The sequence below is a fragment of the Mucilaginibacter sp. RCC_168 genome, assembly GCF_041355315.1.
GTDB lineage: Bacteria > Bacteroidota > Bacteroidia > Sphingobacteriales > Sphingobacteriaceae > Mucilaginibacter.
The window spans coordinates 54,505-78,706 of sequence record NZ_JBFUPN010000029.1 but is presented as its reverse complement, the minus strand read 5'-3'; the positions used below and the strand labels follow the sequence as shown (position 1 = coordinate 78,706).

Here is a 24,202-nt window from a genome sequence, read left to right as displayed (position 1 = left end):
ATAACCATATGATGTTTAAAAAACTGTTTTGTCTACTGATAGCCATTGTTTTCTGTACCTCGGTGTTTGCCCAGAGCTCTAAATTTAAAATGCTGGCGCTTTATACTACCACGGTTGAATCAGACCATGTTGACTTTGCTAATGATGCCATTAAATACTTTACCGATCTGGCAGCTAAAGATGGTTTTGCTTTTGAGGCTACCATCAATTGGAAAGATCTAAATGATGATAACTTAAAAAACTACCAGCTTATCATCTGGCTGAATGATTTTCCGCAGAATGAAGAACAGCGTGCCGCTTTTGTAAAATATATGGATAATGGCGGCGCCTGGATCGGTTTTCACGTGGCAGGGTATAATGATAAGTATACTAAATGGCCCTGGTTTGTGAGTTTTTTGGGCAGCGCAGTTTTTTATAATAACAGCTGGCCGCCACTACCCGCAAAGTTGGTGGTTGATGATAGTAAACATGCGGTGACTAAGGGTATCCCGGCTCATTTTGTATCGCCTATTAATGAGTGGTATGGATGGAAACCAAGTCCGCGGTTAAATAAGGATATTAAAGTTTTGGTAACGCTTGACCCGGGAAATTACCCTCTGGGCAAAAAGGATATCATCCGCGAAAGTGACATCCCCGTAGTGTGGACAAATACCAAATACAAAATGCTGTACATTAACATGGGCCACGGCGATCAGATATTTACCTCCGATACCCAAAACAAACTGTTTGAGAACGCAGTGCTGTGGTTGGGGAGAGAATAGATGTGCAGATGTGCGGATTTCAGATGTGCAGATAAGCAGGATCAATGACTGATGGGTTTGAAAAAAAACGTCATTGCGAGGAACGACGTGGCAATCCCCAACTATGCAGAGCGAGTCTGCTTATCGGGGATTGCCACGCTGCGCTCGACGCGGTTGGGGGGCTGAACTTGAGATTAATCTACCTCGTTATCAATCTTGCATCAATCTCATTTAGCAGGTATTCCTTTTTGTCGTCAGCATACTCCCAAAACATCACCCCGGCCATTTTATGTTTGATGAGATAATGACATTTGGCTTTTATCGACCATTCGTCATCGTATGATATAAATTGCTTGGTAGCTGCATTAAACAGGTAAGGAGCCTCGGCGTTGCGGTCGCGGTAATATTTAAAACCGTTGCGGTTCAGCAGGCTGTCTTTGATCAGCGTGTAACCACCCACGTGTACGTACTCGCCACGTTTCATCCCCAGTCCGTTTTGGGCAATATCCAGCACTTTTGATGAGCGGCCATAGAAAGCCACGCCTAATACCAGCTTGCTGGCAGGCACACCGGCAGCCATAAAATCGGATACGGCCTTATCGGCATAATTTTCTGTTTGGTATTGTTTGGAGGCATACAGGTTGGTATGATGAACTGCAATACCTGATCCATCCTGGAAATAATCATACGTCATGAGGTTAATATAGTCCAGATATTGCTGCGCCTTGTCCATTTCGGTATGATCTAAAAAACGCTTAAAACCTCCAACAGCCGTAGTAAGCAGCAACTTTTTGCCGGCCTGTTTTTCCAATATATCCAGGTGATGTCGCAGGGTTTTAAACATCAGGGTATAATTTACTTTATCTTCAGGGCGATAAATGTTGCCAGTGTTGCCCGCCATACCGGGGTACTCCCAGTCGATATCAATACCGTCAAGATCAAATTTTTTAATGATGGCTACAGCGCTTGCCGAAAAAGCTTCGCGGGCGGTATCGGTTAAAACAGCGTCAGAAAAGTTGCCGCTCCAGGTCCACCCACCTATGGATATAAGTACCTTAAGGGCCGGATTACGCTTTTTAAGCTGTACAAGGTTCCTGAAATTGATAGTATCCGTTCTTTCGTGACTTAAAAAGGCCCGGTTGTTTTTTACGTTTACAAAAGCATAGTTAATGTGGGTAAGCTTTTCTGGGTTTACCATTTCCATATTGGCTACACCCTTGTAACCGCCTACATATCCAATAATTACATATTTGGGTTTTTTAGCTGCTTTTTGTGCCTGGAGTGTAACCGCTGATGATAAAAAGGGTAATAAACAAAGCATGGCTTTGGCCGCTGCTTGTTTATGAAGTTTTAGGTTGATCATTTTATAATAAGGTTTAAGTATGGTATAATTAGGTATTAAATTTTAAGCCTGATCCGCTTTTTTTCCATGAGTCCAACCAGTGCGATCAATATAAACGCGGTAGCCATAGAACGGGCCAGACCAATAATGCCTGAGTTAAAAACATCCGGATAATTAATATGGAAAAGCATCAGCAGGAAAACCTGGAAATAAGGCATCAGGTAACAGGTAAGCGTGCTGGTGCCTGCCGGCCAGATCCATTTAAACCAGTCTTTCTTGCCTTTTACATCAACCAGGTATATCATCAGCTCAAATACCAGGATGGTGATACCACTGCAAATAAATATCCATGCAGGTGTAGAGCGGATCTTGGAGATGCCTTGTGTGTAAGGACGTATTGCCAGCCCTAATATAATCAACAATACACCGGTAAGCCCAAAGATGAGCCACATACGCTGCGTTTTGCCCAACGAAACCAGGCGTGCGTATAACTCTGATATCACTATGCCCCCCATAGTTAAACACAAGGATGAAGCATCGCCGATGAGGAATAGTCTTTTGTGAATGATGCCGGTATGTCGGGCTATATTGATGGCTACAAATAATAGCAACACCAGAAAAAGGATATTCAATTTTCCTTTGGCCAGCAGGTAAACAATAGCGCATATGAGGTAGGCCCAGCCAATGATGCCCAATATTCCCCACCACTCGGGGCGCATACCTGTAATTTCGCCATCATCGTTCCCTTTATATACAATAGCCATGGCAATTAGTATAGCTATGCCCAAACCCTGTAAAGTGTATCTTTTAGCTTTGGTCGCGGTTTCCGGATAATCCAGCCATATCAGGAAAAAAGCCAGGGTGATGAGTATAGCCCATAAAGCTTTAGGTAACAGCGAAGTATTGCTGTAACTTTCCAGGTTCACATGATAAAAACCCATGATCAAAAGCGCCGCGCTCCGGGTAAGTATATAAACTAAAATAGAGGTAAAAGAATCACCTTTATTGAGCCTGTTTTTGATAGCAAAAGGTAACGACAAGCCTACAATGAACAGGAACGCCGGGAATATGGTATCAGCAAAGCCCATGGCATCAGCCTTACCAGGTGCATGATCTATCCATTCGGGGATATTTTTTACACCACTGGCGTCATTAACAAATATCATCAATAGCATGGTGATGGCTCGCAGCACATCGATGGATAAAAGGCGCTTGGGCAGCTGTTGCATTTAAAAGGGTTTAACTGTGAAATATGAATAAGGTATGGTACCTCTCTGAATTTCCAGCAATGCAGGCTTGCTTTCGGCAGATAAATACACGAGTTTAAGTTAAGCAAATTTGTTTTATTGCCTGTAAGCAAAACTAAAAGGGAAACCGGCCGGATTATATTAATGAGGCACTACTTTACCACTACGATAGATAAAAACAAGCGGAATGCGAGAAATAAACAGGTTTAGCCGTTGGTATCCGGAAATAAATAGTCTGATGATGACTTAAGATAGAAATTATGCAAAAAAAAACAAGCAAGACACTTTGGAGTCTTGCTTGTTTTTTGCCTAATTATGCTATATATATAACTTATGCCTTAGGTGTTGTTACCTTTTTAACTGCTGGTTTGGCAGGAGCTGACTTTGCAGGAGCTGGTGTTACTGCTGGCTTTGTAGCTGCGGCAACTTTCGGTGCGGCTGCTTTAGCCGCTGCTGCGGCAGGTGCTTCTTTAACAGCAGGTGCAGTTGTATTTTTTGCTTTCACGGCTTTAACAGTAGGAGTCGGGCTCTCTGCACCTATTTTTGCGGCTAATGTTTTGGCCAGGTTTTTAGCCGCTTTTTCAATGGCCTTGTTCACTTTTTTCTGATCGGATTCAAATTCGGCTACCACAGCTTTGATCTGGGCAAACAGTTTATCGTTCAATTGTTTTTTAAGAGCCTTACGGGCTTCCTTAGCGGCGGTTTTATTTTTATCGTTTTTCATATTATTGGACAAGGGAATTCTGAATTATTTTTCGGCACAAAGCTAAGTTAATAAACAGTGATTTTAATATTATGTTTATGTTAATAAAGATAACCAATGTTAACTAAACATTAACAAAATAATTGAACTATTCCGTTCATTCTTAGGGCTCTAATATTAATTTTTAATATTAATTGTATATTATCAACATGCTTATTTAGGTCTGGTGCCGATTAAATGGGTGAATATGTATGGCCGTGTTTTTAAAAATGCAATAACCATCTACGTTTTAAACACAATCATTTTTTGAAAGCTTTTGGGTTAATTGATAACTTAGCAGCGCTTATATTGCTTTACTATCATGATCAAAGATTTAAATTCGTTAAACCAGGTAGCCGAATTTCATACCACCTTTAAACACCCTATAGTTGCCCAACCGGCTATCCCGTCAAAAGAACGCAGCCAGTTGCGTATTGAACTGCTGGCCGAAGAGCTGAAAGAGCTTCAACAGGCTGTTGATGATAACAACCTGGTTGAGATAGCCGATGCGCTTTGCGATCTGCAATATGTACTATCTGGCGCGGTACTGGAATTTGGACTGGGCGAAAAATTTAAAGAGTTGTTTGATGAGGTACACCGCTCCAACATGAGCAAGGCCTGTAAAACTATTGAGGAAGCTAACCAAACCATTGAGCATTACCGCAATACAGCTGGTACCGAATCGCACTATAAAGAGATCGACGGATTATTTTTAGTTTACCGCACCACGGATAATAAAACCCTGAAATCAATAAACTATTCACCTGCCGATTTGGGCAGCATTGTAGGATAATCATTAATAAAATAAGAAACTTGCCAGAATCAGCCCCAAACCAACCCGAAGCGAAAGAAACCATGCATCCGCGTAATCAGCATCGCCTGGGATACGATTTTAAGGCGCTGATGAGGGTTACGCCAGCTTTACGGCCTTTTGTTACGGTAAACAAATACGATAACCAAACTATCAATTTTGCTAATCCAGATGCGGTAAAAATGCTTAATAAGGCATTGTTAAAGCATCACTACCAAGTTGTTAGTTGGGATATTCCTGAGGGCTATTTGTGCCCACCTATACCCGGTCGGGCCGATTATATCCATTATGTGGCCGATCTGCTGGCTACTTCAAACGGAGGCGTTATTCGAAAAGGTAAAAAAGTGCGGGTGCTGGATATTGGTGTGGGCGCTAATTGTGTTTATCCTATTATTGGCGTGCAGGAATATGGCTGGAGTTTTGTTGGGGTAGATATCGATGAAGCCGCTATTGAATCGGCACAAAAGATCATTGATAATAATGATCAGTTAAAGAATGCCGTTGAATTGCGCCTGCAAAAGCATCGTGCCGATATTTTTACATTTGCCATAAAGCCGGGTGAGGTTTTTGATTTGACCATTTGCAATCCACCATTTCATGCCTCTATCAAAGAGGCCGCCGAAGGATCGCGCCGTAAATGGAATAACCTGGGCTTACAGAAAGCCAAAGGTAAAGAAGAGCCTTTATTAAATTTTGGCGGCCAGAATACCGAACTGTGGTACCCTGGTGGCGAGGCCTCATTTTTAAAAGTGATGGCCACGCAAAGTACCCGCTTTGCCAAACAATGTTTATGGTTCACCTCACTGGTATCAAAAAAAGAAAATTTGCGTGTTTTATACAACGCCCTGCAAAAGGCCGGAGCAAAAGAAGTGCAAACCATCAACATGTCGCAGGGCCAAAAAGTTAGCCGAATCATGGCCTGGACATTTTTTACCCCCGAAGAGCAGCAGCAGTGGCTTAACCGTTGATTATTTTTTGATAACGTTGATTTCGCTGATATCTTTGCTTCAACCGAGCTTAAATTCCTGATCAGGTATAATCCTATAAATCGGGTTTCAGACAATCAACGAAATCAACGTCATCAAAAAATAATCAACGGTCACACCCGCAAGAATGTCTTTTTCTGATACAGATAGTAAAGGAAGATCCATTTCACCAGAACAAAACAAACAGCCATCACCACAATATTATACGGGTCGCCAACCAGCTGACCGACCCAGCCAAAAAAGCCGTTGGTGGTATATTGCCATTTAATGAATTTTCCGGAGATATAGATCAGGATGGAGTTCATGCCGATGACCTTAAAAAAGAAGGCCCATTTTTTATAGCCCAGCACATCAATAATATAATAAAACAGGGCCATCAATAATAAACTGATGCCACCTACATGCATCACAAATGAGCTTGTCCACAAGTTTTTATTGATCGGGAAATCAAGGTTCCAGATCTGGGCTATGATCAGGAATATGACCCCGGTAACCGCCATAATAACTACTTTTCGGGTTTGGGCAATACCCGTTTTTTTCAGAAGCTGACCGGTTAATATACCCAGCAAGCCGGTGCTGATGGCCGGTATGGTGGAGAATAAACCTTCGGGGTCATGGATGCCCAAATACAACCTGCCTGGTAATATTAAACGGTCCATATAGGATGCAAAATTGCCTTGCATGGTCAAATCGCCATGTGGAAAACCTGGTGCCGCGGTAAATTTGAGCAGCAGCCAATAGCCGATTATAAATACCCAGAACCATACCATTTGCATGCGCTCTCTGCTGTACAGATAAATGATGTTGGCAAACATATAAGCGATACCAATACGGCCAAGCACGCTGGCAAAGCGAATTTGCGATATGGGCATAATATTCAATCCGTTGTTAACCACCAGGCCCAGCAATACCAGTATAGCCGCTCTTTTGATAACACGCCAAGTTAATTGGCCACGACTTTTTCCTTTTTCCAGTTCGCGGCCTACCGAAAACGGGGTGGATACACCGGCCATGAACAGGAACAACGGAAATATCAGGTCGTACAGGTGAAAGCCGTTCCAATCGGGGTGGGTAAATTGTAAGGCTATGGCCTCCCAAAATGGCGATTTGGTGCTTTTGGCCAGCGTATGGAAAATCTCTTCGCCGCCCATTATCCAAAACATATCAAACCCGCGCAGGGCATCTAATGAAAATAGGCGGGTTGATGCTTTATTGATATCATCAGCAGGAGCACCCTCTGCGGTTGCGGTAGTGGCCATATTGCAAAAAGATTTTAGTTTGGTACTAAAGATATAAAAAGCACACTATTTAAAATATTTTTTTAGTTAACCATACTTTATAAAATGAAATTGTTACATAGGGTTGTACCTTCGCGTTTTGAATAAGTGCTGCATGTTAGAGATCATATACCGCGATGAACATCTTATCGCCATTAATAAACCACACGGATTGTTGGTACACCGGTCGCCCATAGCTGCCGATGCATCGGAATTTGCCCTGCAATTACTGCGCGACCAAATAGGCCAGAAGGTAAATCCGGCTCACCGCATCGACCGTAAAACAGGGGGAATACTGTTGTTTGCACTAAACAAACCAGCTGAAATAACCATGCAGCAACAATTTATGGAAAACCGGGTGCACAAAAAATACCTGGCCATTGTTCGCGGCCATACACCTGATCAAGAAGATATTGATTATCCGTTACGTAAAGAGAATGGCACCTTGCAGGATGCTTTTACCCAATATGCTACTTTGAAACGTGCTGAGTTGGATATACCATTAGGTAAGCATCCTACGTCGCGTTATTCGCTGGTAGAGGCGGTACCGACTACCGGCCGCATGCACCAGTTACGCAAGCATTTTAGTCATATTTTTCATCCCATTATAGGCGATCGTACCCATGGCTGCAATAAGCAGAACAAGCTGTTTAAAGAAACCTGGGATATGGAAACCATGCTGCTGCATGCCCGGCACCTGGAATTTACCCACCCGGTTACCGGCGAAACCATACAAATTGATGCAGGCCTGCAGCCCGAATTTAACCGGGTAATGCAAATTATGGGCTGGTAAAAGCTTCATTTTTAGGTTGATAAAATAAACAAAATCGTATTACGATTGTCTTCTTGTACGTAAATACATAAAGAGATGATCAAACCGGCAGAATATAAGTTATACACCGCGGATGGCGAACGCGTCATCACCATAAAACCTGTAAATCAAACAATACCGGGCGGGACATTATACATAACAGGTGTATTTAAACTGAGTGAGGGTGAAGTAGGCTTGGGCGACATTGTTTTTGACGATGATCTGCGTGAATGGGAATACACCGGCTTTGGCGACCTAACCCATGAACAAGCGGCGGAAATAGCCGAATATATTCAAGACAAAACCCGACAGGAACTGGAAGAAGAGAAGATGGGGTAGAACTCACCCCGCTGGACGTTTGAATCCTTTACCTCAAGCGTCATTGCGAGCGCAGTGTGGCAATCCCCGATATGCAGAGCGTCTCTGTGAGTAGGGGATTGCCACGTCGTTCCTCCTCGCAATGACGTGCTTTTTTTTATTATCTGTAAATAAGTACTTCACTCCGTTCAGCATGACAAAATTTAAAGCCCGGCTTATTTAGCTTATCTTTGCGCATACTCCAGCACCAATAATGATCAAGCAAGCCCTTCTGAATCTTAAGATAAACGCGTTAAACCCCATGCAGGAGGCCGCCATCAGCGCCTCCAAAAAAAGCGATGTGATATTATTGTCGCCTACGGGCTCGGGCAAAACGCTGGGTTTTTTGTTGCCATTGTTGAGTTTGCTGGATGCTAAGATCCCAACAGTGCAAGCGCTTATTATGGTGCCATCGCGTGAGCTGGCTTTGCAGATAGAGCAGGTTTTTAAGGCTATAGGCAGCGGTTTTAAAGTAAACTGTTGCTATGGAGGTCACGCCGTAAAAATTGAGCGAAACAACCTGTCACAGCCACCAGCGGTATTAATCGGTACGCCTGGCCGTATCGCGCATCACCTGCGCCGGGAAAGCTTTAGTACAGATACCATTCATACCCTGATACTGGACGAATTTGATAAAGCCCTGGAATTTGGTTTCCAGGAGGATATGACCTACATCATTAAACAGATGCCGGCCATTAAAAAACGCATCCTGACATCAGCCACCAAAATGGACGAGATCCCGGCTTTTACAGGAATGATAAGGCCTACGACATTGGATTATCTCACTAACGCTGCCTCTGTGCCTGATATCAAGCAAAAAGCCGTTATAGCCGAAGCTGCTGATAAGCTGGATGCCTTGTTTGCCCTTATTTGCAAAATAGGCGATAATGCCACGCTGGTTTTCTGCAATCATCGTGATGCCGTTGAACGCATCAGCGATCTGCTGTTTGACCGTGGTCTGCCGCATGATATATTCCATGGCGGTATGGAACAGGAAGACCGTGAACGGGCGCTGTTAAAGTTCAGAAATGGCAGTCACCGCTTGCTGATCACTACCGACCTGGCATCCCGTGGGCTGGATATCCCCGAGATTGACCATGTGATCCATTATCAACTACCGCATAACGAAGAGGCTTATACCCATCGTAATGGTCGTACCGCACGTATGCATGCCAAAGGAACATCATACCTGATCCTGGCGCCAGATGAAAGACCGTTGTATTTAAAGGAAATGCCCGAAATAGAAGAATTGCCTGAAAATCCGATGATACCGCCACTATCGCCATGGGCCACGCTCTATATAGCCGCGGGTAAAAAAGATAAGGTAAACAAGATTGATATCGTAGGCTTGCTGCTCAAAAAAGGTGGATTGGATAAAGAGGATGTAGGCCTGATTGAAGTACATGATTACGCATCATACGCGGCGGTAAAACGCAATCGCATTGAGCGTGCGGTACAAGCTGTAAAGGGCGAGAAGATCAAAAACAAAAAAGTTAAAATAGATATTTCAAGATAATAAAAGAGAAGAGCATGAGCAATAATGATATCATGAAAAAGCTACGCGTAGCGATGAAATTTACCGATGATGATATTATAAAAGTTTTGGAACTGGTTAACTTCCGTATCACCAAAACGGAACTGGGCGCCATTTTCCGCGCAGATGACCATCCTAATTTTAAGCCCTGCGGAGACCAGATCCTGCGCAATTTTTTGAATGGGCTAATCATTCATCAACGAGGTCCCATGCCCGATAAAAGAGCACCAAAGGTAGAAGGGAAATAGGTTTTACATTTTACGTGATACGTTTTTTATAATACGATTCCGCCGTCACTCGACTGGAGCCAAGCGACTGCATTGAGTTTTCTTTAATCTAATTGTAATTCAATTTCTTTCTTGTCTAAGTCAAGCTTAACCCAATTTAATGATCGATCATCTGGCAGGCAATCATTTAGACTTAGTCCTTGACGGCATTTCTCTGTTGAGCATTGGCCGAATTTAATAGTCATTGTATATATGTCCTGTCCACTGGTGCCTATCCAGGCTTCTGTTACAAGTTTTTGTTTTTCAATTATATGTTGTTTTAGGAGCTGATCTTCCATAAAAGGAACCTTAATCCCATCACACCAAAGCCATTTGAACTCTTTGTTTAATGAGTTTGTAAATGCTCTTGACAAGTGATATTCCAATTGAGTGCAAAAATCTTCGTTAAATGATTTTTTTATATTGTTTTGATCTTCCGGCATAATTAAAAATAAGATAAAAGTATTGAATGTAAAGAGCTCCCTCCCGTTGGCTGTGTCCTCACAGACAACTACCTGCATCAATGCAAATCGCCTGTGAGGACACAGGCGATAGGAGAAACTATAAAAGAAAAAGAGGCTGTCTCATAAGTATGAGAACAGCCTCTTTTTCTTTAATTTATTCGGGTAGGTGGTGGAGAACGTTTTCATATAGACGATTCTCAGAGCCTCCATTTTACTTATGAGACAGCCTCTTCTTGTTTTATATCAAAACGTCCAACCTAATCTTATCGCAGGTCAACCAGTTCCACACCAGGATGGCCTTTTACGTCCCATGCAAATGTGGCATCGGCAACCGGAGCATTAGGTGTAAAGCTGCGTACGGTGTAGGTGTACTTATTGCCGTTCTTATCGAACAACTGCGCGCTGTAAATCTGTTTCTTTACTTTATCTATCAGCAGGCGCACTTTGAAAATATTTTGTTTTTCGTTCTCGGGGGTTAGATCGATGGCCTGGTATACTTTGCCGGCTATTTTTTGTTCGCCGGTGTACAGGTATTTGTAGCCATGCTCATAAATGGTAAAAATTTGCGATGGGTTGTTGATACCATCGGCACCTTTAGGCGCGTCGCCTACCTGTACTTCTTTATCTTTTTTGAGGTAGGTCCACTGGGTTTTGCCATCGTTAATGATCTCTTTGTCTACATCTTTACCAGCGGCAGAAGTGTAAAGCGTTACCCGGTATTTGCCTGATTTGGCCCTTGAAATTAAAGTACCGCTCTGGGTTTCTTTGACACCGGCCTGTGGATTATCCAAAGTGAAACTAAAATCGGTTTTGATCACATCGTACGATTTGTACTTCTGACTTACCTGGTTTAATATCGCTTTAGCTTGCGTATCTTTTTGGGCGAAAGCGGTGCTGCAGGTGCTTATTGCTAAAATGGAATATAAAAATAATTTCTTCATTGTGTTTTTTACGTCAACAACTATCAGGGGGAATAGTTACTGGTTTAGAGCAAATAAATTTGAATAGGTTTAATCTTTTGGTTTTTGAAGGGTTTCCAGGTAGCGTTCCAGGCTGTACTCATCAGGGTAAAGTACATCACGGGCTTTGCTGCCTTCAAAGGCGCCAACAATGCCTGCGGCCTCCAGTTGATCAATGATCCTGCCGGCACGGTTATAGCCCAGTTTCATTTTACGCTGAATGAGCGAAGTTGAGCCCTGCTGGTGCATTACGATTAGACGGGCAGCCTCTTCAAACATCGGGTCGCGATCATCCGGGTCATATTCTTTAGCGCTGCTGGTTTCGCCTTCGCCAACATATTCGGGTAAGAACATGGCGGTTGGATAACCTTTTTGGTTGCCTATAAAGTCAGAGATAGCTTCAACTTCCGGTGTATCCACAAAGGCACACTGCAGGCGGATCAGGTCGCTACCGGTTGAGAACAACATATCCCCGCGACCGATTAATTGATCAGCGCCACCTGCATCCAGGATGGTTCGTGAATCGATCTTGGACAATACCCTGAATGCCAGTCTTGATGGGAAGTTGGCTTTGATGGTACCCGTAATGATATTAACCGATGGCCTCTGCGTGGCGATAACCAGGTGTATACCCACCGCACGGGCCAGCTGAGCGATACGGGCAATCGGCATTTCTACCTCTTTACCGGCGGTCATCATCAAATCGGCAAACTCGTCAATTACCAGTACGATGAATGGCAGGTAACGGTGTTTTTCAGGATCGCTGATCTTACGATTTACAAATTTGGCATTGTACTCTTTCAGGTTACGTACCTGCGCGTCTTTCAGCAGGTCATAACGCTGATCCATCTCGATACAAAGCGAATTGAGCGTATTTACCACCTTTTTGGTATCGGTAATAATAGCATCACCTTCATCGGGCAGTTTAGCCAGGAAATGCCTTTCAATTTTGCGGAAAAGCGTTAGCTCCACCTTTTTAGGGTCTACCAGTACAAACTTTAATTCGGACGGGTGTTTTTTGTACAGCAGCGAAACCAATATGGCGTTGATACCAACTGATTTACCCTGACCAGTAGCACCAGCTACCAGTAAGTGAGGCATCTTGGCCAGATCGGCAATGAATACCTCGTTGGAGATGGTTTTACCCAGGGCGATGGGTAGGTCCATTGTAGTATTCTGGAATTTCTCGGTCGATAGTATAGAGCGCATCGATACCATTTCGGGGTTTTGGTTGGGTACCTCGATACCGATAGTTCCCTTGCCCGGCATCGGTGCAATGATACGGATACCCAATGCGGCCAAACTCAGGGCGATGTCATCCTCCAGGTTCTTGATCTTGGAGATACGTACACCTGGCGCCGGGATGATCTCGTATAAAGTAACCGTTGGTCCGATGGTAGCCTTGATCTTATCGATCTCGATATTGTAATGGTTCAGCGTTTCAACAATTTTGTTCTTGTTAGCTTCCAGTTCTTCGGCGTTAACCGATATCTTGTTCGATCCATGATTCTCCAAAAGTTCCAGGTGAGGCATTTTATAGGTTGCCAGGTCGAGCTTATGGTCGTAAATGCCAAACTGGCTTACCAGGTCCTTAGCCTTGTCGTCGTCGGTCTTTTCCACATTTAACTCAGGCATCGGGCGATTGGTATCGATGGTGAGTGGAATCTCTGTTTCCTCTTCTGGCTCATGTGATGGCTTAAGCACCACAGGTTCATGATAAATGGGCGTTTGTTCCAAAGGCTGTTGCTGCTGTCTGGGCTCTGGCATAATGGCGTTCACATGCGTTTCCTTGATACGGTTATTGCCCCGTGGCCATTCGAGTGGAATGGATGGTTCTTCCTCTGTCATTTCAACCGGCTCGGGCGATACCTCGTCAACGGCTATTTGTGCTGCCGGTCTGTTTTTGCGCTGCGGCAGTTTAAAATCAATATTATAGGCAATTACCAGTACGGTAAGCGCGGCAAATACCAGGAAGCCACCTGTACCAGCCGGACCGATCTGTGCATCCAGCAAACGATTGGTCCAGTAACCAAAGCCACCTTCCAGGTAATGCGGATAATCGATAATAAAAGCGTGAAAATAGGCTATGGTGGTTGATATAAACACAATACCAAACAAGGTATAGCCTAATGTTTTGATCATGGAGAACAACCTTACCTTGAACAGCAGGCGGTAACCGATCACAAAAAATATGAACACAAACAGGAACGAGGCCACACCAAACCATTCATAAATAAATTGGTTGCTGAGCAGCGCGCCAAATTTACCCAGCCAGTTCTGCGCTATTTGCGGGTTGCCGGTATCGGCAATTTCCTGTACGGTTTTGCCGGTGGCCAGGTTATGCCAGCCGCCGTTGGTGGTTGATATATAACTCTGGTCTTCCTGCCAGGTGAACAGGTAAGAAGTGAAGGCTATCAGGAAAAAGATAGACATTAAAAGCGACAGCAAACCTGCTATCTTAACTGCCTTGCCATTTTCCATATCCAATCGCGGCATGCTGGGCATCCTGCGCTTCGTCACACGTTCCTTTTCAGCTTTTCCCGTTTGGCGGGGCTGATTATCGTCCTTAAAACTATTTGATTTAAATTGATTTCCTTTTACCGGCATCGCTGATGTAACATCCTTTAAGTGCAAACTTACATAAAATTTCACGGGATTTGGACTTGGAATTTCGGATGTCGGATGTTCGATTCGGGATTTAAGTGAATGTAAAAAGGGTGCTCAACATCTTCAAACCTGATAAATCCGAAATCGAACATCCGACGTCCCAAATCAAAGTAAATCCGAAATCGAACATCCGATATCCGAAATCCTTTCTCATAAAGTTAGCAGATTAAACAATTATTTAATCGTATTTTTATTTTTTAGTATTATTGAAAACCATCTGGTACCATCCTCGTAAAAGAACCTTATTAAAAGCATAGCCTGCGTAATTGCGGCTTGCGCCTTGTAACCTATGAGTATAGAAAAGCTGGAACAATACATCACTACCGCCGATCTGGGTAAGCTGGAAGCTTTACTGATGCAAAGCCCCGCGCTTGCTACCACCATAACCAGTCACCAGGTTTCGCCCCTAATGTTATCGTGTTATTATAAAAAGCCGGAAGTTACCGACGTATTGTTAAAATATGTTAACCAGATCACGCTGTTTGAAGCTGCGGCCGCTGGGAAGTTGGAAGTAGTAAGTCATTTTGTGGAAATTGCTCCCGATACTATTAACGATCATGCCAGCGATGGTTTTACACCGCTGGGTTTGGCCTGTTATTTTGGTCACGAAGCAGTTGCCCGTTACCTGGTAAGCAATGGCGCTGATGTAAACCAGCCGTCAAACAATGGTTTCCAGGTTTATCCCATACACTCGGCCTGTGCCGGAAATTACACTGCTATTGCCCGCTTGCTGGTCGAAAACGGTGCCGGGGTAAATGTAAAACAACAGGCCGGTGCCACGCCGCTGCATACTGCTGCTCAAAATGGTAATATCGATTTATTGGTATTACTGCTGGAACATGGCGCCCTTACTAATGTGCGCATGGAAGGCGGCAAGCTTCCCGCCGATTTGGCACGTGAAAAGGGTTTTGATGAAATTGCGGAGATATTGGGGTGATAATATTTCTGTTTTGTCATCCTGAGCAAAGCGAAGGATCTATTCGTAAACAGGCATATCGTAGAGCGCTCAATTGCCGCTAAGGCTGTTACTTTGTCTTGATACAAAGTAACCAAAGATCAAGTCAGCAGAAATGCTTCTTTGCCGCACCAGGCCTTTGCTCTGCAAACCGGGCAGAACCACGGGCTGCTAAACCTTACCTCCACTTCGTTCGCTTTATCCCAGACTTCGGCAAGGTTTGCTAATGCCCCTCCGGTAGCACAATGCCAACATATTCTGCCTGATTTCGCCCGAAGTTGTTCTGCTGACGGGGAAAAGAAAGATTATAAATACAAAAAAGTCTGTCATTCTGAGCGGAGCGAAGAATCTGTTAATTGATTGCTAAGTTCACGAATAGATTCTTCGCTCCGCTCAGAATGACAATCCTTTATTTCACAAAATGTACCTGCATGGCGGTTACCTGTTTAATACAACGGGCGGGTTTCTTTTCGTCCTGTACAATAATACGGTAGGGGCCATCGGCAGTGGCAAGAGGGGCTCCGTCCACCTTATCTGCCAGGATAATGGTTCTGTCTGTAAAACTTTTATCCAGCTCTGCCAAGGCGAAGATCACCTGGTAACCGTCGCTGGCTTCTACCAGCACATATTTGGTAAGATTTTCACCTTTTAATTCCGGACCGAGAGTAACGCCGGCACCTTTCAATATCTCCGACAGGATAACCCCGCTGTAAGTATGATCTTTCCCATCCCTGTCCTTACGCGTTACGGTGGTTTGGGTGAATTTTTGCAGATAAGCGGCATCAATAGTTAAGGGTGTGCTTACCTCGCCGCTTATTTTAATGGTTTGCGCCTGCGATATAAAGCAGATGCTTGTAAAGCTTAATAAGGCCATACAGGCTATCAGGAGTTGTTTTTTCATGTATATAAATTTACTATTTTTTGTTGTTGGTACTGATTAAATGCGGATTAGAAAATGCGGGATTAGTGATAAATGCTGAATCTGTAAGCATGTTCAGAAAGGCGATCAACTGTTTTTTCTCCACCGGCAGTAGCTTTAGGCTTTTACCCCCGGCTTCGTTGGATTCGCTCCGCAGAAAGGAACTTAATGAGGCTGACTGCTGGAGATGTTCGCTGTAATGATCAACTACCTCTTCCAATGTTTTAAAGCGGCCGTCGTGCATATATGGGGCGGTAAGGGCTATGTTACGCAGGGTGGGCACCTTAAAACGGCCCCGATCGGCTGGTAAACCGCTCAGTTTTTCCATTCCGGAGTCTCTGGGCAGGCTGTCCAGTCCGTTATTATGAAATAGTTCCATATAAGTTTTCGTGCCGCCATGGCAATGAGTGCAGTTGGCCCCGCGGATACCTTTTTCTGGCTGTGGACTTGTATTAAACAACTCCATGCCTTCCAATTCATCTGGTGTAGGCTGATAAGCGCCCCGCAGGTACTGGTCATACCTCGAATTGGCTGATATCAGTGTACGCTCAAATTGCGATATGGCTTTTATTATCCTGTCGCCAGTAATCCGCTCATCGCCATATACCAGTTTAAAAAGGGCGGGGTAATTGGTTGTTTGCGTGAGTTTTTGTGCTGATGTAGTTAACGATTGACCCATTTCATGCTGACTGGTAAGGGGAGTAACAGCCTGTTCTTCCAAACCATTGGCCCGGCCATCCCAAAAGAATTTACGCCCCCAAAGTAGGTTGACCAGTGACATAGAATTACGCGGCGTCAATACACCATCCACTCCCGGACTAAACGCCCGTCCATCCGTAAATGCTTTATCCTGCTGATGGCAGCTGCCACAGGAGATGGTGTTATTACCGGAAAGCTTGATTTCATAAAAAAGCATCCGCCCCAGGTAAACACCCTGTTTGGTGGTAGGGTTATCCGCCGGGATATTAATACGACTGCCAAAGTTGGCCGGATAAACCAGGTTGTACGGGCCGGTTTCAATGGTATCGCCATCTACGTAACACCAGCCCGATAGGATCGTGAAAATCAACAGCAAAAACATAACCCGGCCTTTTCTAAGGCGATTTAAAAATGGGTTATGTTTGTGATGGTTCATATACAAATTTAATAAATAATGGCCTTGCGCGGTTCCCCTCCTGAGAGGGGTGGAGGGGTGTGTTATCTGCTAATGGTATAACACGCTCTTGCTATCGCACTATACTTTCGCACCCCTTCCCAAGAGTAAATAGCTCATGGGCAGCGTTGAAACCTACAAGGTTAAAAACAAGTCGCATAGCCGACTCACCCGGTCTACGCTTCGCTGGACCACCCTCTCTGCGGCTTTGCCGCAAAGAGGGTAAAGAAAAAAAGAATTAAAAATCCCCTCTATGCGCGAAGCGGAGAGAGGGGTGACAAGCGCAGCGATGTCGGGGTGAGTCGATAGGTGGCTAATTTTCGCCTTATGTCTTTTCATGGGCTATTACTCTCTAAAGAGGATCTGAAAATATATCAATAACTAAATATCACATTAGCAAAATAGTTACGCCCGGCTTCCGGGAAACCTTCAACCAGGGTATAGTTCTTATCAAACAGGTTGTTTACGCCGCCCTCGATCGAAAATCCTTTAACCAGTGTTAAATGCGTTTTTACATTGGTAAGAGCAAACTCGCCGGATACCGTGCCATAGCTGGTGTTGTACCTTTTGGAATTATACTCTTCCGATGCCATCACGTACAGCGTTTTGATCGGCGTATACTGTATCGAACCAAATATCTTGTTTTGAGGTACATCGGTTAGGTCAATGGATGGGCTCGAGAGGTTCTTGCGTTTAAGGTAAGTGTAATTGGCGTCTATCCGCAGCTCGTCGGCAATAGGATAACCAATGGCCAGCTCGGCGCCATAATATTCCGCACGACCCACATTTTGCACCTGCGACAAATTAGTACCCGTTTTAGGATCAACCTGTACATTGTTTACCGTTTGTATCAGGTTGCCGATTTTGCTGTAAAACAATGATGCCTGTACCGATAATTTACCCATAAGTAGGGTATGATAGCTCAGATCATAATTTAAAGCGTTCTCGGCTTTGAGATCAGGGTTGGGGATAAACGTGCCGAATTTGTAAGAGTACCTGTCTTTAATGGTAGCGAAACGGGTTTTGCGCGCTACCGAAAGCGTAATGGCGTTGGTGCTATCGATATCGTATTGTAACAAACCTTGCAGGTTCCAGGCGCTGTTGCTGTTGGCCGGCAGCTGGCTCACCACGTTGTTGGTGTATTGCTGTGCATCAATGCTGTGCCTGTTCATATAGCTTACACCGGCATTGGCTTTTAAGGCCGATGTTAAATGATAAGTATCCTCGGCACCAACGGTGAAGTTATTATCCGCATCGCGACGAACGGGTTCACCTATATTGTGTTCGCGGTGCACATCCTGTTTAAAATGACCAGCTATGCTAAAGCTGTTATTCTTCAAGTCGGTGTTTTCAAACATGATGCTGCTGCCCAGGGTATAGTCATTATAAATGCTGGTGAAGGCATAGGGTCTGGTCATGCTGTTATAGGAAGCGTTGTCAAAACTTTGCAGGTTGTTTTTAAACTGGTCATAGTACCAGCGGGTTTTGATCACGTTGGTACTGTTAATGCGGTTATTGCTGATGAGGTAAAGGCTTTGTGTATCCCAGTTGGGCCATTTCCAAAACCGCGGACTTTTAAACAAGGCATTTGCAGCATCGTTGCCGGCGTAAACAGGTGTGCCTTTGGTACCATGCTGATAGCTGTAACCTACGGCATATTCCTGGTTAGCGGTTGGGGTAAAGCCAACTTTGCCGCTTACGGCTATGTCATTATTATAGGAATTATCGCGGTGTCCGCCATCCTCGTTCTTGGTAGGCGCAAAATCATGCGACAGCGGGTACCAGTTGCGTTTTAACTGTGAAGCCGAAATTTCATAATAAACCTTGCCCAGGTTGGAGCCTATATTGGTATTCAACCGGTAGCCGCCGCTTAACCAGCCGGCAATGGCACTCAGCTCAAATGGTTTTACCGGTTTACGGCTGATAAGATTAATAGCGCCGCCCTCGGCATTTGGACCGTATAAAACGGAAGAGTAACCCTTGGCAACCTGTATTTCTGATAAGTTAAAGGTATTGAAACGTGCCAGATCTACATAACCATCATAAGGCACATACAAAGGCACGCCATCCAGGTAAATGGGAACAGAACGTACGTCGAACCCACGAATGCTCACCGCCGATTCATTCCGGGGGCCTACAGCAGTAAGTGTTACTCCGGGCAACAGGTTTAAGGCGCTTGATACGGTTAAGCGGTTATATCGGTTGATGGTGCCCGAGCTCAACTTATCAGATCGTAAACTATCTTTTGTACCGATGATATTAACTTGGCCAAGCTGGAAAATATGTTTAGATGTGTCCCTATCCTGGGCATTTACGGTAAAATGAAACGAAGTAAGGGAGATTAGAACGGTGATAAGGACAGGTAGAGGTTTTTTCATGTGTATTTTGCGTTATATAAAATAAAATATAACGCAAAATGGCAATTTAAGCTGATTTTTGAAAGTGAAATGAAAGATTTTATTATCTGTGTAAGAATTCGAGCAGTTAAAGTATAAGGTCTGTTGAATTTTCTTTCAAAAACTCCTGTAGCTTTTGGTGCAGTAAATGAAACCGGGTGATAACCCTTACACCATACTCCGTTACCACCGCTTTGCCGCCGCCCTTGCCACCGCGATGCGATACCACCAGCGGTTGACCAAAGTGCTCATTCATGTGGTTTACCATATCCCAGGCTTGTTTGTACGACATTTTCATTTGCAGGGCCGCCTGCCTGATGGAGCCGGAGGCCTGGATGCGTCCCAGCAGTTCCACACGCCCATGACCGAGAACTTTTTCGTCCCCGGTCTCTATCCAAACCCTGCCATTCAATTTAAAAATAGGATCACTCATTATTAATAATGAAAGTAAGGCTATTTTAATAAAAAGGCAAACGAGGAGCAAATTACCGGTGGTATTTTGCTGATTATCATATGCCCTCAGTTTGGCTAAAGCCCTGGTTTTATATTATTTGTTACCCGTTGGCTAAAGCCAACGGCAATGGATAAACAGGACATGAAAATTCATTGCCGTCCCATTTATGGGGCGGGTGAATAATAGCGGATTAGGGCTTTAGCCCAAGTTAGATGCTGAAAATATTTAGATTTGCATTCTGGCAAGCTATTTATGACAACACGGGTTCGTTGCTTTGGGTACCCGCCTTATCTGTATCATTTACAGGATTGGCTTGTTGTTGCTGCTGCAGCTCTTCAAAGTATTTCTTTTTTACAACGGTAGTCATTTTATGGTCGCCGGTATGGCTCCATCCCGGAGGCATTACCATATACAGAAATTTGTTCTTGATGCCCGGCGCTTTGTAAACATCCTTGGCAAGGGCCACTATTTCACCAAAATAAGCATCCAGAAAGCTGTTTTTGATCATCGGGCGACTGATCCCGTATTCGATAGGTATGTTGCGGTCCTCCACCTGATAAGTGCCAAAAACCTTATCCCAGATGTTGAGCAGGTTGCAAAAATTGGTATCCATATAAAGCGGATTGCGGGCGTGGTGTACCCGGTGGTGCGATGGGGTAAGGATAATGTTATTCAGAAAGCCCAGGCGCCCGTCATGTACCAGGTTTTCGCCAATATGGATCATACCACCCCAAAAACCATCAATAAACATGATCACAAACAGCATAGCCGGTGGTACACCCAATAAGATACAGGTGGTAGTACGGATAAAGTCGGCGTAAGGGCCTTCTAAAAAGAAGTGGGCATAACTTACCGAAAGGTTCATGCTTTCGGGCGCGTGATGGGTGGAGTGCAGGCACCAGAACAGCCTAACTTTGTGCCCAAAATAATGATATAAAAAATGGCCGAACTCCCACACAATATAACCATAAATAAACCAATACCAGGTAAATGATAGTTTAAAAATAGCGTACTTTTCAAACAGGCCAATACAAATACCTACCATGGCAATGGATATTACCCGGCCAACAAAAGCGTTGAACACATACGAGAAAAAAGTTAGCTTATAACTGATCACCTTAAAACGCTTGTAAAACGCCGCGCGGATAATTTCGATCACCAGTAAAAAAGGCATAACAGGAACCAGCAAAGCGGTAAAACCCTCGTAAGTAAGCAGTTTATCATAATCGCCCGATTTAAGGATCTGCAGCAAATGGTTAAAGCCAAAGAAGCCGGTGAATTGATGCCATACAGCGTTTAAGAAGTCCATCCGTTAAATTTTTATGCTTGGTTTATAAATGTAAAACGTAATTAATATGTAATTATGTATGTACATAGTAATTTTTTATAAAAGTCTGCAAAATTTATTTACCCTGCAAGTTAAAATCTAAATTTCATGGGCCGCTTTTATAATATCAAAAAGTGATCGTCATCCCGAACAAGGTATAAGGAGAGATATTTTGAAAGCGATATGCTAATTGCTACAAAACTATGCCAGCAGACATTATTGTAATTTTTCGTATATTTATATCAATCAACAGCCCGGTTCCTTTTTTAGGAAAACCGGGCTGTTTTGTTAATACCAAAACAAGACCCAAAAAACCGATCGCTTGGTATGTTTTGTTTGACAATCAGAAAATTAATACTTTTTAAAGTTTTAAAAACAGCTCAAAAACCGTGTTTAAATTTGTTAAAAAGTGTTAAAACGAGAGTTTTTCAAACGTTTTTCATTTGTTTTTGCCCTCTTTTTGGCCAGGAAAGTGTTAAAATTTAAGCTTTAAAAAGTTTTTTGATTAGGGTTTCCAGCTGTTATCTTTCTTATCAGTATCCGGATCATGAGTTGAGCCTAACACCAATTGCTTCACCGGTTTTTTGGCCACGAAGGTAACATTGGTGGTTTTGTTGCCTTTGGCCCAGCAGGCAATACTTTGATGCAGCAATTGCGAGCTGCCATCTTTGTAATATACGGTGAGGTTTATGGGTACAGGCTTGTTGCCAATACTGTTGATGGTCACACTATATTTTTGCAACTGATGGCTTACCTTGCCAATAGCCAGGTTTGGCTGCCCGTTATCAAAAAACCAGCTCTTCCAAAACCAATTGAGGTTGATGCCCGAGCCGTTATTGATACAGTTGAAAAAGTCATAAGGCATTGGGTGTTTACCATGCCATTGGCTAATGTAGTAGTGTAATGCTTTGGTAAACAGCTCATCGCCCAGCATGTCTTTTACGTATAAATAGCCCAGGGCAGGTTTAGGGTAGGTATCAATAAATTTAGCCACGCCGATAAGCTGCGGGGTAAGGGTCATGATAGGTACATCCTGCTCGATGCCGGCGGCGTTCTCGGTTGCAGATACGCCATACGGGTCCACAATACTGGGATCTATAACCGGACTGATGAGCCATTCGCCAATGGTAGCCCAGCCTTCATCCATCCAGCCGTACTTGGTTTCGTTAACGCCCATATAGAAAGGGAACATGGTATGAAATATTTCGTGGTCGGTGAGTTCAATGGCATCAGTTGTATTTTCGAGCGGGTTATCGTTCACCATCATGGGGTATTCCATCTGGTCGAGCCCGTCAAATACGGTTTCATGTGGGTAAGGATACGGCCATTTAGGGAATTGATAGCTCATGGTTTCTACCGTTTTACGAGCATAATTGATTACCTCCAGATAGTCCTTATGCGCGGGATTAAAAACGGCATCAACGCGCGTACGGCGATTGGTTTTGGGATCGACCACTAAACTTGATGCCTTCCAGATGTAATGGTTGCTGGTGGCAAAAACAAGATCGGTAACGCTGTCGGCCTCAAATTTCCAGGTATTGGTAGGGTTGCTCCTGGTGATATCGGCTGCCTCAATATCGGCTTTGGTAATAATATCGGTTACCTTATCGCTGATGCCGGCCTGGTTGATCAGTTTTACGTATTTGGGGTTATAAACCTGTTCTGGGTTTTTTAAGTTCCCCGTGGCCCAAACCTGGTAATTGCCAGGCACGGTGATCTCTGCATTGAAATGGCAAAAATCATTGTAGAATTCCTGCGAACCGAGATAAGGTAATTCGTTCCAACCGTCAATATCGTCATAAACGGCTATCCTCGGGAAAAAATAAGCTACAAAGAAAGCACCAGTGTCGATTTGCCCGGTACGTATGTGCGATGTTTGATTGAGCGTATAAGCGTATTCGATATCAAAATGAGCTTTTTGCCCGGGTGATAAAGGAACAGCCAATGTCATGTTAGTACCTTCTATATGGTGTTTGGCACTGTCCTGTAATTGATTATTAACACTGATTGATCTGATGTGTACGCCATCGGTCAGGTCATTTGCAGATACAGGCATATCGCGAATGGCGCCTTTTTTATATAAATTAGGGTAAAGCTTAAATAATATCGTGTTAAGCGTATCCGGACTGTTGTTAGTATAGTCAATGGTTACTGTGCCAGTAAGATTGCGATTTTGAGGATTAAAACTTATTTTAATGTGATAGTCGGCGGTATTTTGCCAGTAATTTTTACCGGGGGCGCCCGCTTTAGTACGCGTACCTTTGGTATATGTATTTTGCAGATTTGCAGCGATAGGCAGGTTAACCTGCGCATAAGAGATTGTACTGGCGGATAGTAGTGCTATCGTGAGTAATTTTTTGAGGTTAAGCATTAAGCGAAATTATATCAGTTATATTTGAAGGTAAATATAATAAACTCAACAGGCAGCAATGTACATCAGGCAAATAAGTGATTTTAGCATGTTTAAGATTAACAACTCAATACCACCCTTATACTCTATATAAACAAACCAATGACCGCAGAAAAAATGATTATGATAACAGGTAAGCAATACCTGGAACTAAAGCAAAAGCTGGAAAGTGGCGAAGGCCTTACCTATAATATAGGTACGGACAAACATCCAGAGGAGGTGAAAATTATTAATATGTATATGGATACCGATCCTGATTTTACACGTAACCCACGCCAATTTGCTAAAATGCACGAAGATTTAAATATACAGGTAAAAATGGAGTATAAAATTGAGTCTTAAGTCTCAAGTCGGGAGTTCAAGGCCTCAAGTGTTTTTTTGACTT

General features: G+C 43.7%; 22 protein-coding genes. 9 read left to right on the top strand and 13 right to left on the bottom strand.

Features of this window, described 5'->3' with window-relative positions; translation table 11 throughout:
- Positions 1-8: 8 nt before the first annotated feature.
- Positions 9-761 (top strand): ThuA domain-containing protein, encoded by a 753-nt coding sequence (locus AB6735_RS24190; RefSeq protein ID WP_370998708.1) that lies wholly within the window; start codon positions 9-11, stop codon positions 759-761.
- A 178-nt stretch (positions 762-939) separates the two neighbouring features.
- Here the strand turns inward: AB6735_RS24190 and AB6735_RS24185 are convergent, their stop codons facing one another.
- The 3 genes from AB6735_RS24185 to AB6735_RS24175 all read right to left on the bottom strand — a co-directional run bounded on the left by AB6735_RS24185 (position 940) and on the right by AB6735_RS24175 (position 4,053).
- Positions 940-2,103 (bottom strand): glycoside hydrolase family 18 protein, encoded by a 1,164-nt coding sequence (locus AB6735_RS24185; RefSeq protein WP_370998707.1) that lies wholly within the window; start codon positions 2,101-2,103, stop codon positions 940-942.
- A gap of 35 nt (positions 2,104-2,138) precedes the next feature.
- The gene (locus AB6735_RS24180) at positions 2,139-3,311 is read right to left on the bottom strand and encodes a DUF5009 domain-containing protein (RefSeq protein ID WP_370998706.1); all 1,173 of its coding nucleotides are present in this window, start codon (positions 3,309-3,311) and stop codon (positions 2,139-2,141) included.
- Between the two features lie 349 nt (positions 3,312-3,660).
- Positions 3,661-4,053, bottom strand: a complete 393-nt coding sequence (locus AB6735_RS24175) for a hypothetical protein (RefSeq protein ID WP_370998705.1) — start codon at positions 4,051-4,053, stop codon at positions 3,661-3,663.
- A 340-nt stretch (positions 4,054-4,393) separates the two neighbouring features.
- On the opposite strand from AB6735_RS24175, the gene AB6735_RS24170 reads away from it, so the two are divergent.
- Entirely contained in the window at positions 4,394-4,864 is a 471-nt protein-coding gene (locus tag AB6735_RS24170; protein ID WP_370998704.1) for a hypothetical protein, read from the top strand.
- Between the two features lie 20 nt (positions 4,865-4,884).
- A complete protein-coding gene (rlmF, locus tag AB6735_RS24165) occupies positions 4,885-5,850 on the top strand; it encodes a 23S rRNA (adenine(1618)-N(6))-methyltransferase RlmF (RefSeq protein WP_370998703.1) in 966 nt (321 codons plus the stop codon).
- Between the two features lie 131 nt (positions 5,851-5,981).
- Here rlmF and AB6735_RS24160 read toward each other — a convergent pair whose 3' ends face one another.
- Entirely contained in the window at positions 5,982-7,127 is a 1,146-nt protein-coding gene (locus tag AB6735_RS24160; protein ID WP_370998702.1) for an acyltransferase family protein, read from the bottom strand.
- Positions 7,128-7,260: 133 nt separating this feature from the next.
- Here AB6735_RS24160 and AB6735_RS24155 point away from each other — a divergent pair, with 133 nt between their 5' ends.
- The 4 genes from AB6735_RS24155 to AB6735_RS24140 all read left to right on the top strand — a co-directional run bounded on the left by AB6735_RS24155 (position 7,261) and on the right by AB6735_RS24140 (position 10,095).
- Complete coding sequence (locus AB6735_RS24155; protein ID WP_370998701.1) at positions 7,261-7,938, top strand: pseudouridine synthase; 678 nt, start codon at positions 7,261-7,263, stop codon at positions 7,936-7,938.
- A 75-nt stretch (positions 7,939-8,013) separates the two neighbouring features.
- A complete protein-coding gene (locus AB6735_RS24150; RefSeq protein WP_370998700.1) occupies positions 8,014-8,295 on the top strand; it encodes a hypothetical protein in 282 nt (93 codons plus the stop codon).
- A 232-nt stretch (positions 8,296-8,527) separates the two neighbouring features.
- Positions 8,528-9,829, top strand: a complete 1,302-nt coding sequence (locus AB6735_RS24145; RefSeq protein WP_370998699.1) for a DEAD/DEAH box helicase — start codon at positions 8,528-8,530, stop codon at positions 9,827-9,829.
- Between the two features lie 14 nt (positions 9,830-9,843).
- Positions 9,844-10,095, top strand: coding sequence for a DUF1456 family protein (locus AB6735_RS24140; protein WP_370998698.1), 252 nt, complete (start codon positions 9,844-9,846; stop codon positions 10,093-10,095).
- Between the two features lie 83 nt (positions 10,096-10,178).
- Here the strand turns inward: AB6735_RS24140 and AB6735_RS24135 are convergent, their stop codons facing one another.
- The 3 genes from AB6735_RS24135 to AB6735_RS24125 form a co-directional block, all read right to left on the bottom strand.
- Positions 10,179-10,556 (bottom strand): hypothetical protein, encoded by a 378-nt coding sequence (locus AB6735_RS24135; protein WP_370998697.1) that lies wholly within the window; start codon positions 10,554-10,556, stop codon positions 10,179-10,181.
- A gap of 284 nt (positions 10,557-10,840) precedes the next feature.
- Entirely contained in the window at positions 10,841-11,518 is a 678-nt protein-coding gene (locus tag AB6735_RS24130) for an outer membrane lipoprotein carrier protein LolA (protein WP_370998696.1), read from the bottom strand.
- Positions 11,519-11,587: 69 nt separating this feature from the next.
- Positions 11,588-14,143 carry a DNA translocase FtsK 4TM domain-containing protein gene (locus AB6735_RS24125; RefSeq protein ID WP_370998715.1) on the bottom strand — a complete coding sequence of 852 codons (2,556 nt, stop codon included), beginning with the start codon at positions 14,141-14,143 and terminating at the stop codon, positions 11,588-11,590.
- 349 nt (positions 14,144-14,492) lie between these two features.
- Here AB6735_RS24125 and AB6735_RS24120 point away from each other — a divergent pair, with 349 nt between their 5' ends.
- Entirely contained in the window at positions 14,493-15,140 is a 648-nt protein-coding gene (locus AB6735_RS24120; RefSeq protein WP_370998695.1) for an ankyrin repeat domain-containing protein, read from the top strand.
- 427 nt (positions 15,141-15,567) lie between these two features.
- On the opposite strand, the gene AB6735_RS24115 is transcribed toward AB6735_RS24120, so the two are convergent.
- The 6 genes from AB6735_RS24115 to AB6735_RS24090 form a co-directional block, all read right to left on the bottom strand.
- On the bottom strand, positions 15,568-16,059 hold the full coding sequence (locus AB6735_RS24115) for a molybdopterin-dependent oxidoreductase (RefSeq protein WP_370998694.1): 492 nt from the start codon (positions 16,057-16,059) through the stop codon (positions 15,568-15,570).
- A 13-nt stretch (positions 16,060-16,072) separates the two neighbouring features.
- Positions 16,073-17,212, bottom strand: coding sequence for a cytochrome-c peroxidase (locus AB6735_RS24110; RefSeq protein ID WP_370998693.1), 1,140 nt, complete (start codon positions 17,210-17,212; stop codon positions 16,073-16,075).
- 392 nt (positions 17,213-17,604) lie between these two features.
- Positions 17,605-19,608, bottom strand: coding sequence for a TonB-dependent receptor plug domain-containing protein (locus AB6735_RS24105; protein WP_370998692.1), 2,004 nt, complete (start codon positions 19,606-19,608; stop codon positions 17,605-17,607).
- Positions 19,609-19,714: 106 nt separating this feature from the next.
- Entirely contained in the window at positions 19,715-20,059 is a 345-nt protein-coding gene (locus tag AB6735_RS24100) for a winged helix-turn-helix domain-containing protein (RefSeq protein ID WP_370998691.1), read from the bottom strand.
- A 271-nt stretch (positions 20,060-20,330) separates the two neighbouring features.
- Positions 20,331-21,389, bottom strand: coding sequence for a sterol desaturase family protein (locus AB6735_RS24095; protein ID WP_370998690.1), 1,059 nt, complete (start codon positions 21,387-21,389; stop codon positions 20,331-20,333).
- Between the two features lie 523 nt (positions 21,390-21,912).
- Positions 21,913-23,778 (bottom strand): M1 family metallopeptidase, encoded by a 1,866-nt coding sequence (locus AB6735_RS24090; protein ID WP_370998689.1) that lies wholly within the window; start codon positions 23,776-23,778, stop codon positions 21,913-21,915.
- Positions 23,779-23,919: 141 nt separating this feature from the next.
- Between AB6735_RS24090 and AB6735_RS24085 the strand changes: the two genes are divergently transcribed.
- A complete protein-coding gene (locus tag AB6735_RS24085) occupies positions 23,920-24,159 on the top strand; it encodes a hypothetical protein (protein WP_370998688.1) in 240 nt (79 codons plus the stop codon).
- Positions 24,160-24,202: the final 43 nt, after the last annotated feature.

Excerpts from the sequence above, each read along its gene's own strand:
- AB6735_RS24190 (WP_370998708.1), top strand. The coding sequence starts at position 9 with ATGATGTTTAAAAAACTGTTTTGTCTACTGATAGCCATTGTTTTCTGT.
- AB6735_RS24185 (WP_370998707.1), bottom strand. The coding sequence starts at position 2,103 with ATGATCAACCTAAAACTTCATAAACAAGCAGCGGCCAAAGCCATGCTT.
- AB6735_RS24180 (WP_370998706.1), bottom strand. The coding sequence starts at position 3,311 with ATGCAACAGCTGCCCAAGCGCCTTTTATCCATCGATGTGCTGCGAGCC.
- AB6735_RS24175 (WP_370998705.1), bottom strand. The coding sequence starts at position 4,053 with ATGAAAAACGATAAAAATAAAACCGCCGCTAAGGAAGCCCGTAAGGCT.
- AB6735_RS24170 (WP_370998704.1), top strand. The coding sequence starts at position 4,394 with ATGATCAAAGATTTAAATTCGTTAAACCAGGTAGCCGAATTTCATACC.
- AB6735_RS24160 (WP_370998702.1), bottom strand. The coding sequence starts at position 7,127 with ATGGCCACTACCGCAACCGCAGAGGGTGCTCCTGCTGATGATATCAAT.
- AB6735_RS24155 (WP_370998701.1), top strand. The coding sequence starts at position 7,261 with ATGTTAGAGATCATATACCGCGATGAACATCTTATCGCCATTAATAAA.
- AB6735_RS24150 (WP_370998700.1), top strand. The coding sequence starts at position 8,014 with ATGATCAAACCGGCAGAATATAAGTTATACACCGCGGATGGCGAACGC.
- AB6735_RS24145 (WP_370998699.1), top strand. The coding sequence starts at position 8,528 with ATGATCAAGCAAGCCCTTCTGAATCTTAAGATAAACGCGTTAAACCCC.
- AB6735_RS24140 (WP_370998698.1), top strand. The coding sequence starts at position 9,844 with ATGAGCAATAATGATATCATGAAAAAGCTACGCGTAGCGATGAAATTT.
- AB6735_RS24135 (WP_370998697.1), bottom strand. The coding sequence starts at position 10,556 with ATGCCGGAAGATCAAAACAATATAAAAAAATCATTTAACGAAGATTTT.
- AB6735_RS24130 (WP_370998696.1), bottom strand. The coding sequence starts at position 11,518 with ATGAAGAAATTATTTTTATATTCCATTTTAGCAATAAGCACCTGCAGC.
- AB6735_RS24125 (WP_370998715.1), bottom strand. The coding sequence starts at position 14,143 with ATGCCGGTAAAAGGAAATCAATTTAAATCAAATAGTTTTAAGGACGAT.
- AB6735_RS24120 (WP_370998695.1), top strand. The coding sequence starts at position 14,493 with ATGAGTATAGAAAAGCTGGAACAATACATCACTACCGCCGATCTGGGT.
- AB6735_RS24115 (WP_370998694.1), bottom strand. The coding sequence starts at position 16,059 with ATGAAAAAACAACTCCTGATAGCCTGTATGGCCTTATTAAGCTTTACA.
- AB6735_RS24110 (WP_370998693.1), bottom strand. The coding sequence starts at position 17,212 with ATGAACCATCACAAACATAACCCATTTTTAAATCGCCTTAGAAAAGGC.
- AB6735_RS24105 (WP_370998692.1), bottom strand. The coding sequence starts at position 19,608 with ATGAAAAAACCTCTACCTGTCCTTATCACCGTTCTAATCTCCCTTACT.
- AB6735_RS24100 (WP_370998691.1), bottom strand. The coding sequence starts at position 20,059 with ATGAGTGATCCTATTTTTAAATTGAATGGCAGGGTTTGGATAGAGACC.
- AB6735_RS24095 (WP_370998690.1), bottom strand. The coding sequence starts at position 21,389 with ATGGACTTCTTAAACGCTGTATGGCATCAATTCACCGGCTTCTTTGGC.
- AB6735_RS24090 (WP_370998689.1), bottom strand. The coding sequence starts at position 23,778 with ATGCTTAACCTCAAAAAATTACTCACGATAGCACTACTATCCGCCAGT.
- AB6735_RS24085 (WP_370998688.1), top strand. The coding sequence starts at position 23,920 with ATGACCGCAGAAAAAATGATTATGATAACAGGTAAGCAATACCTGGAA.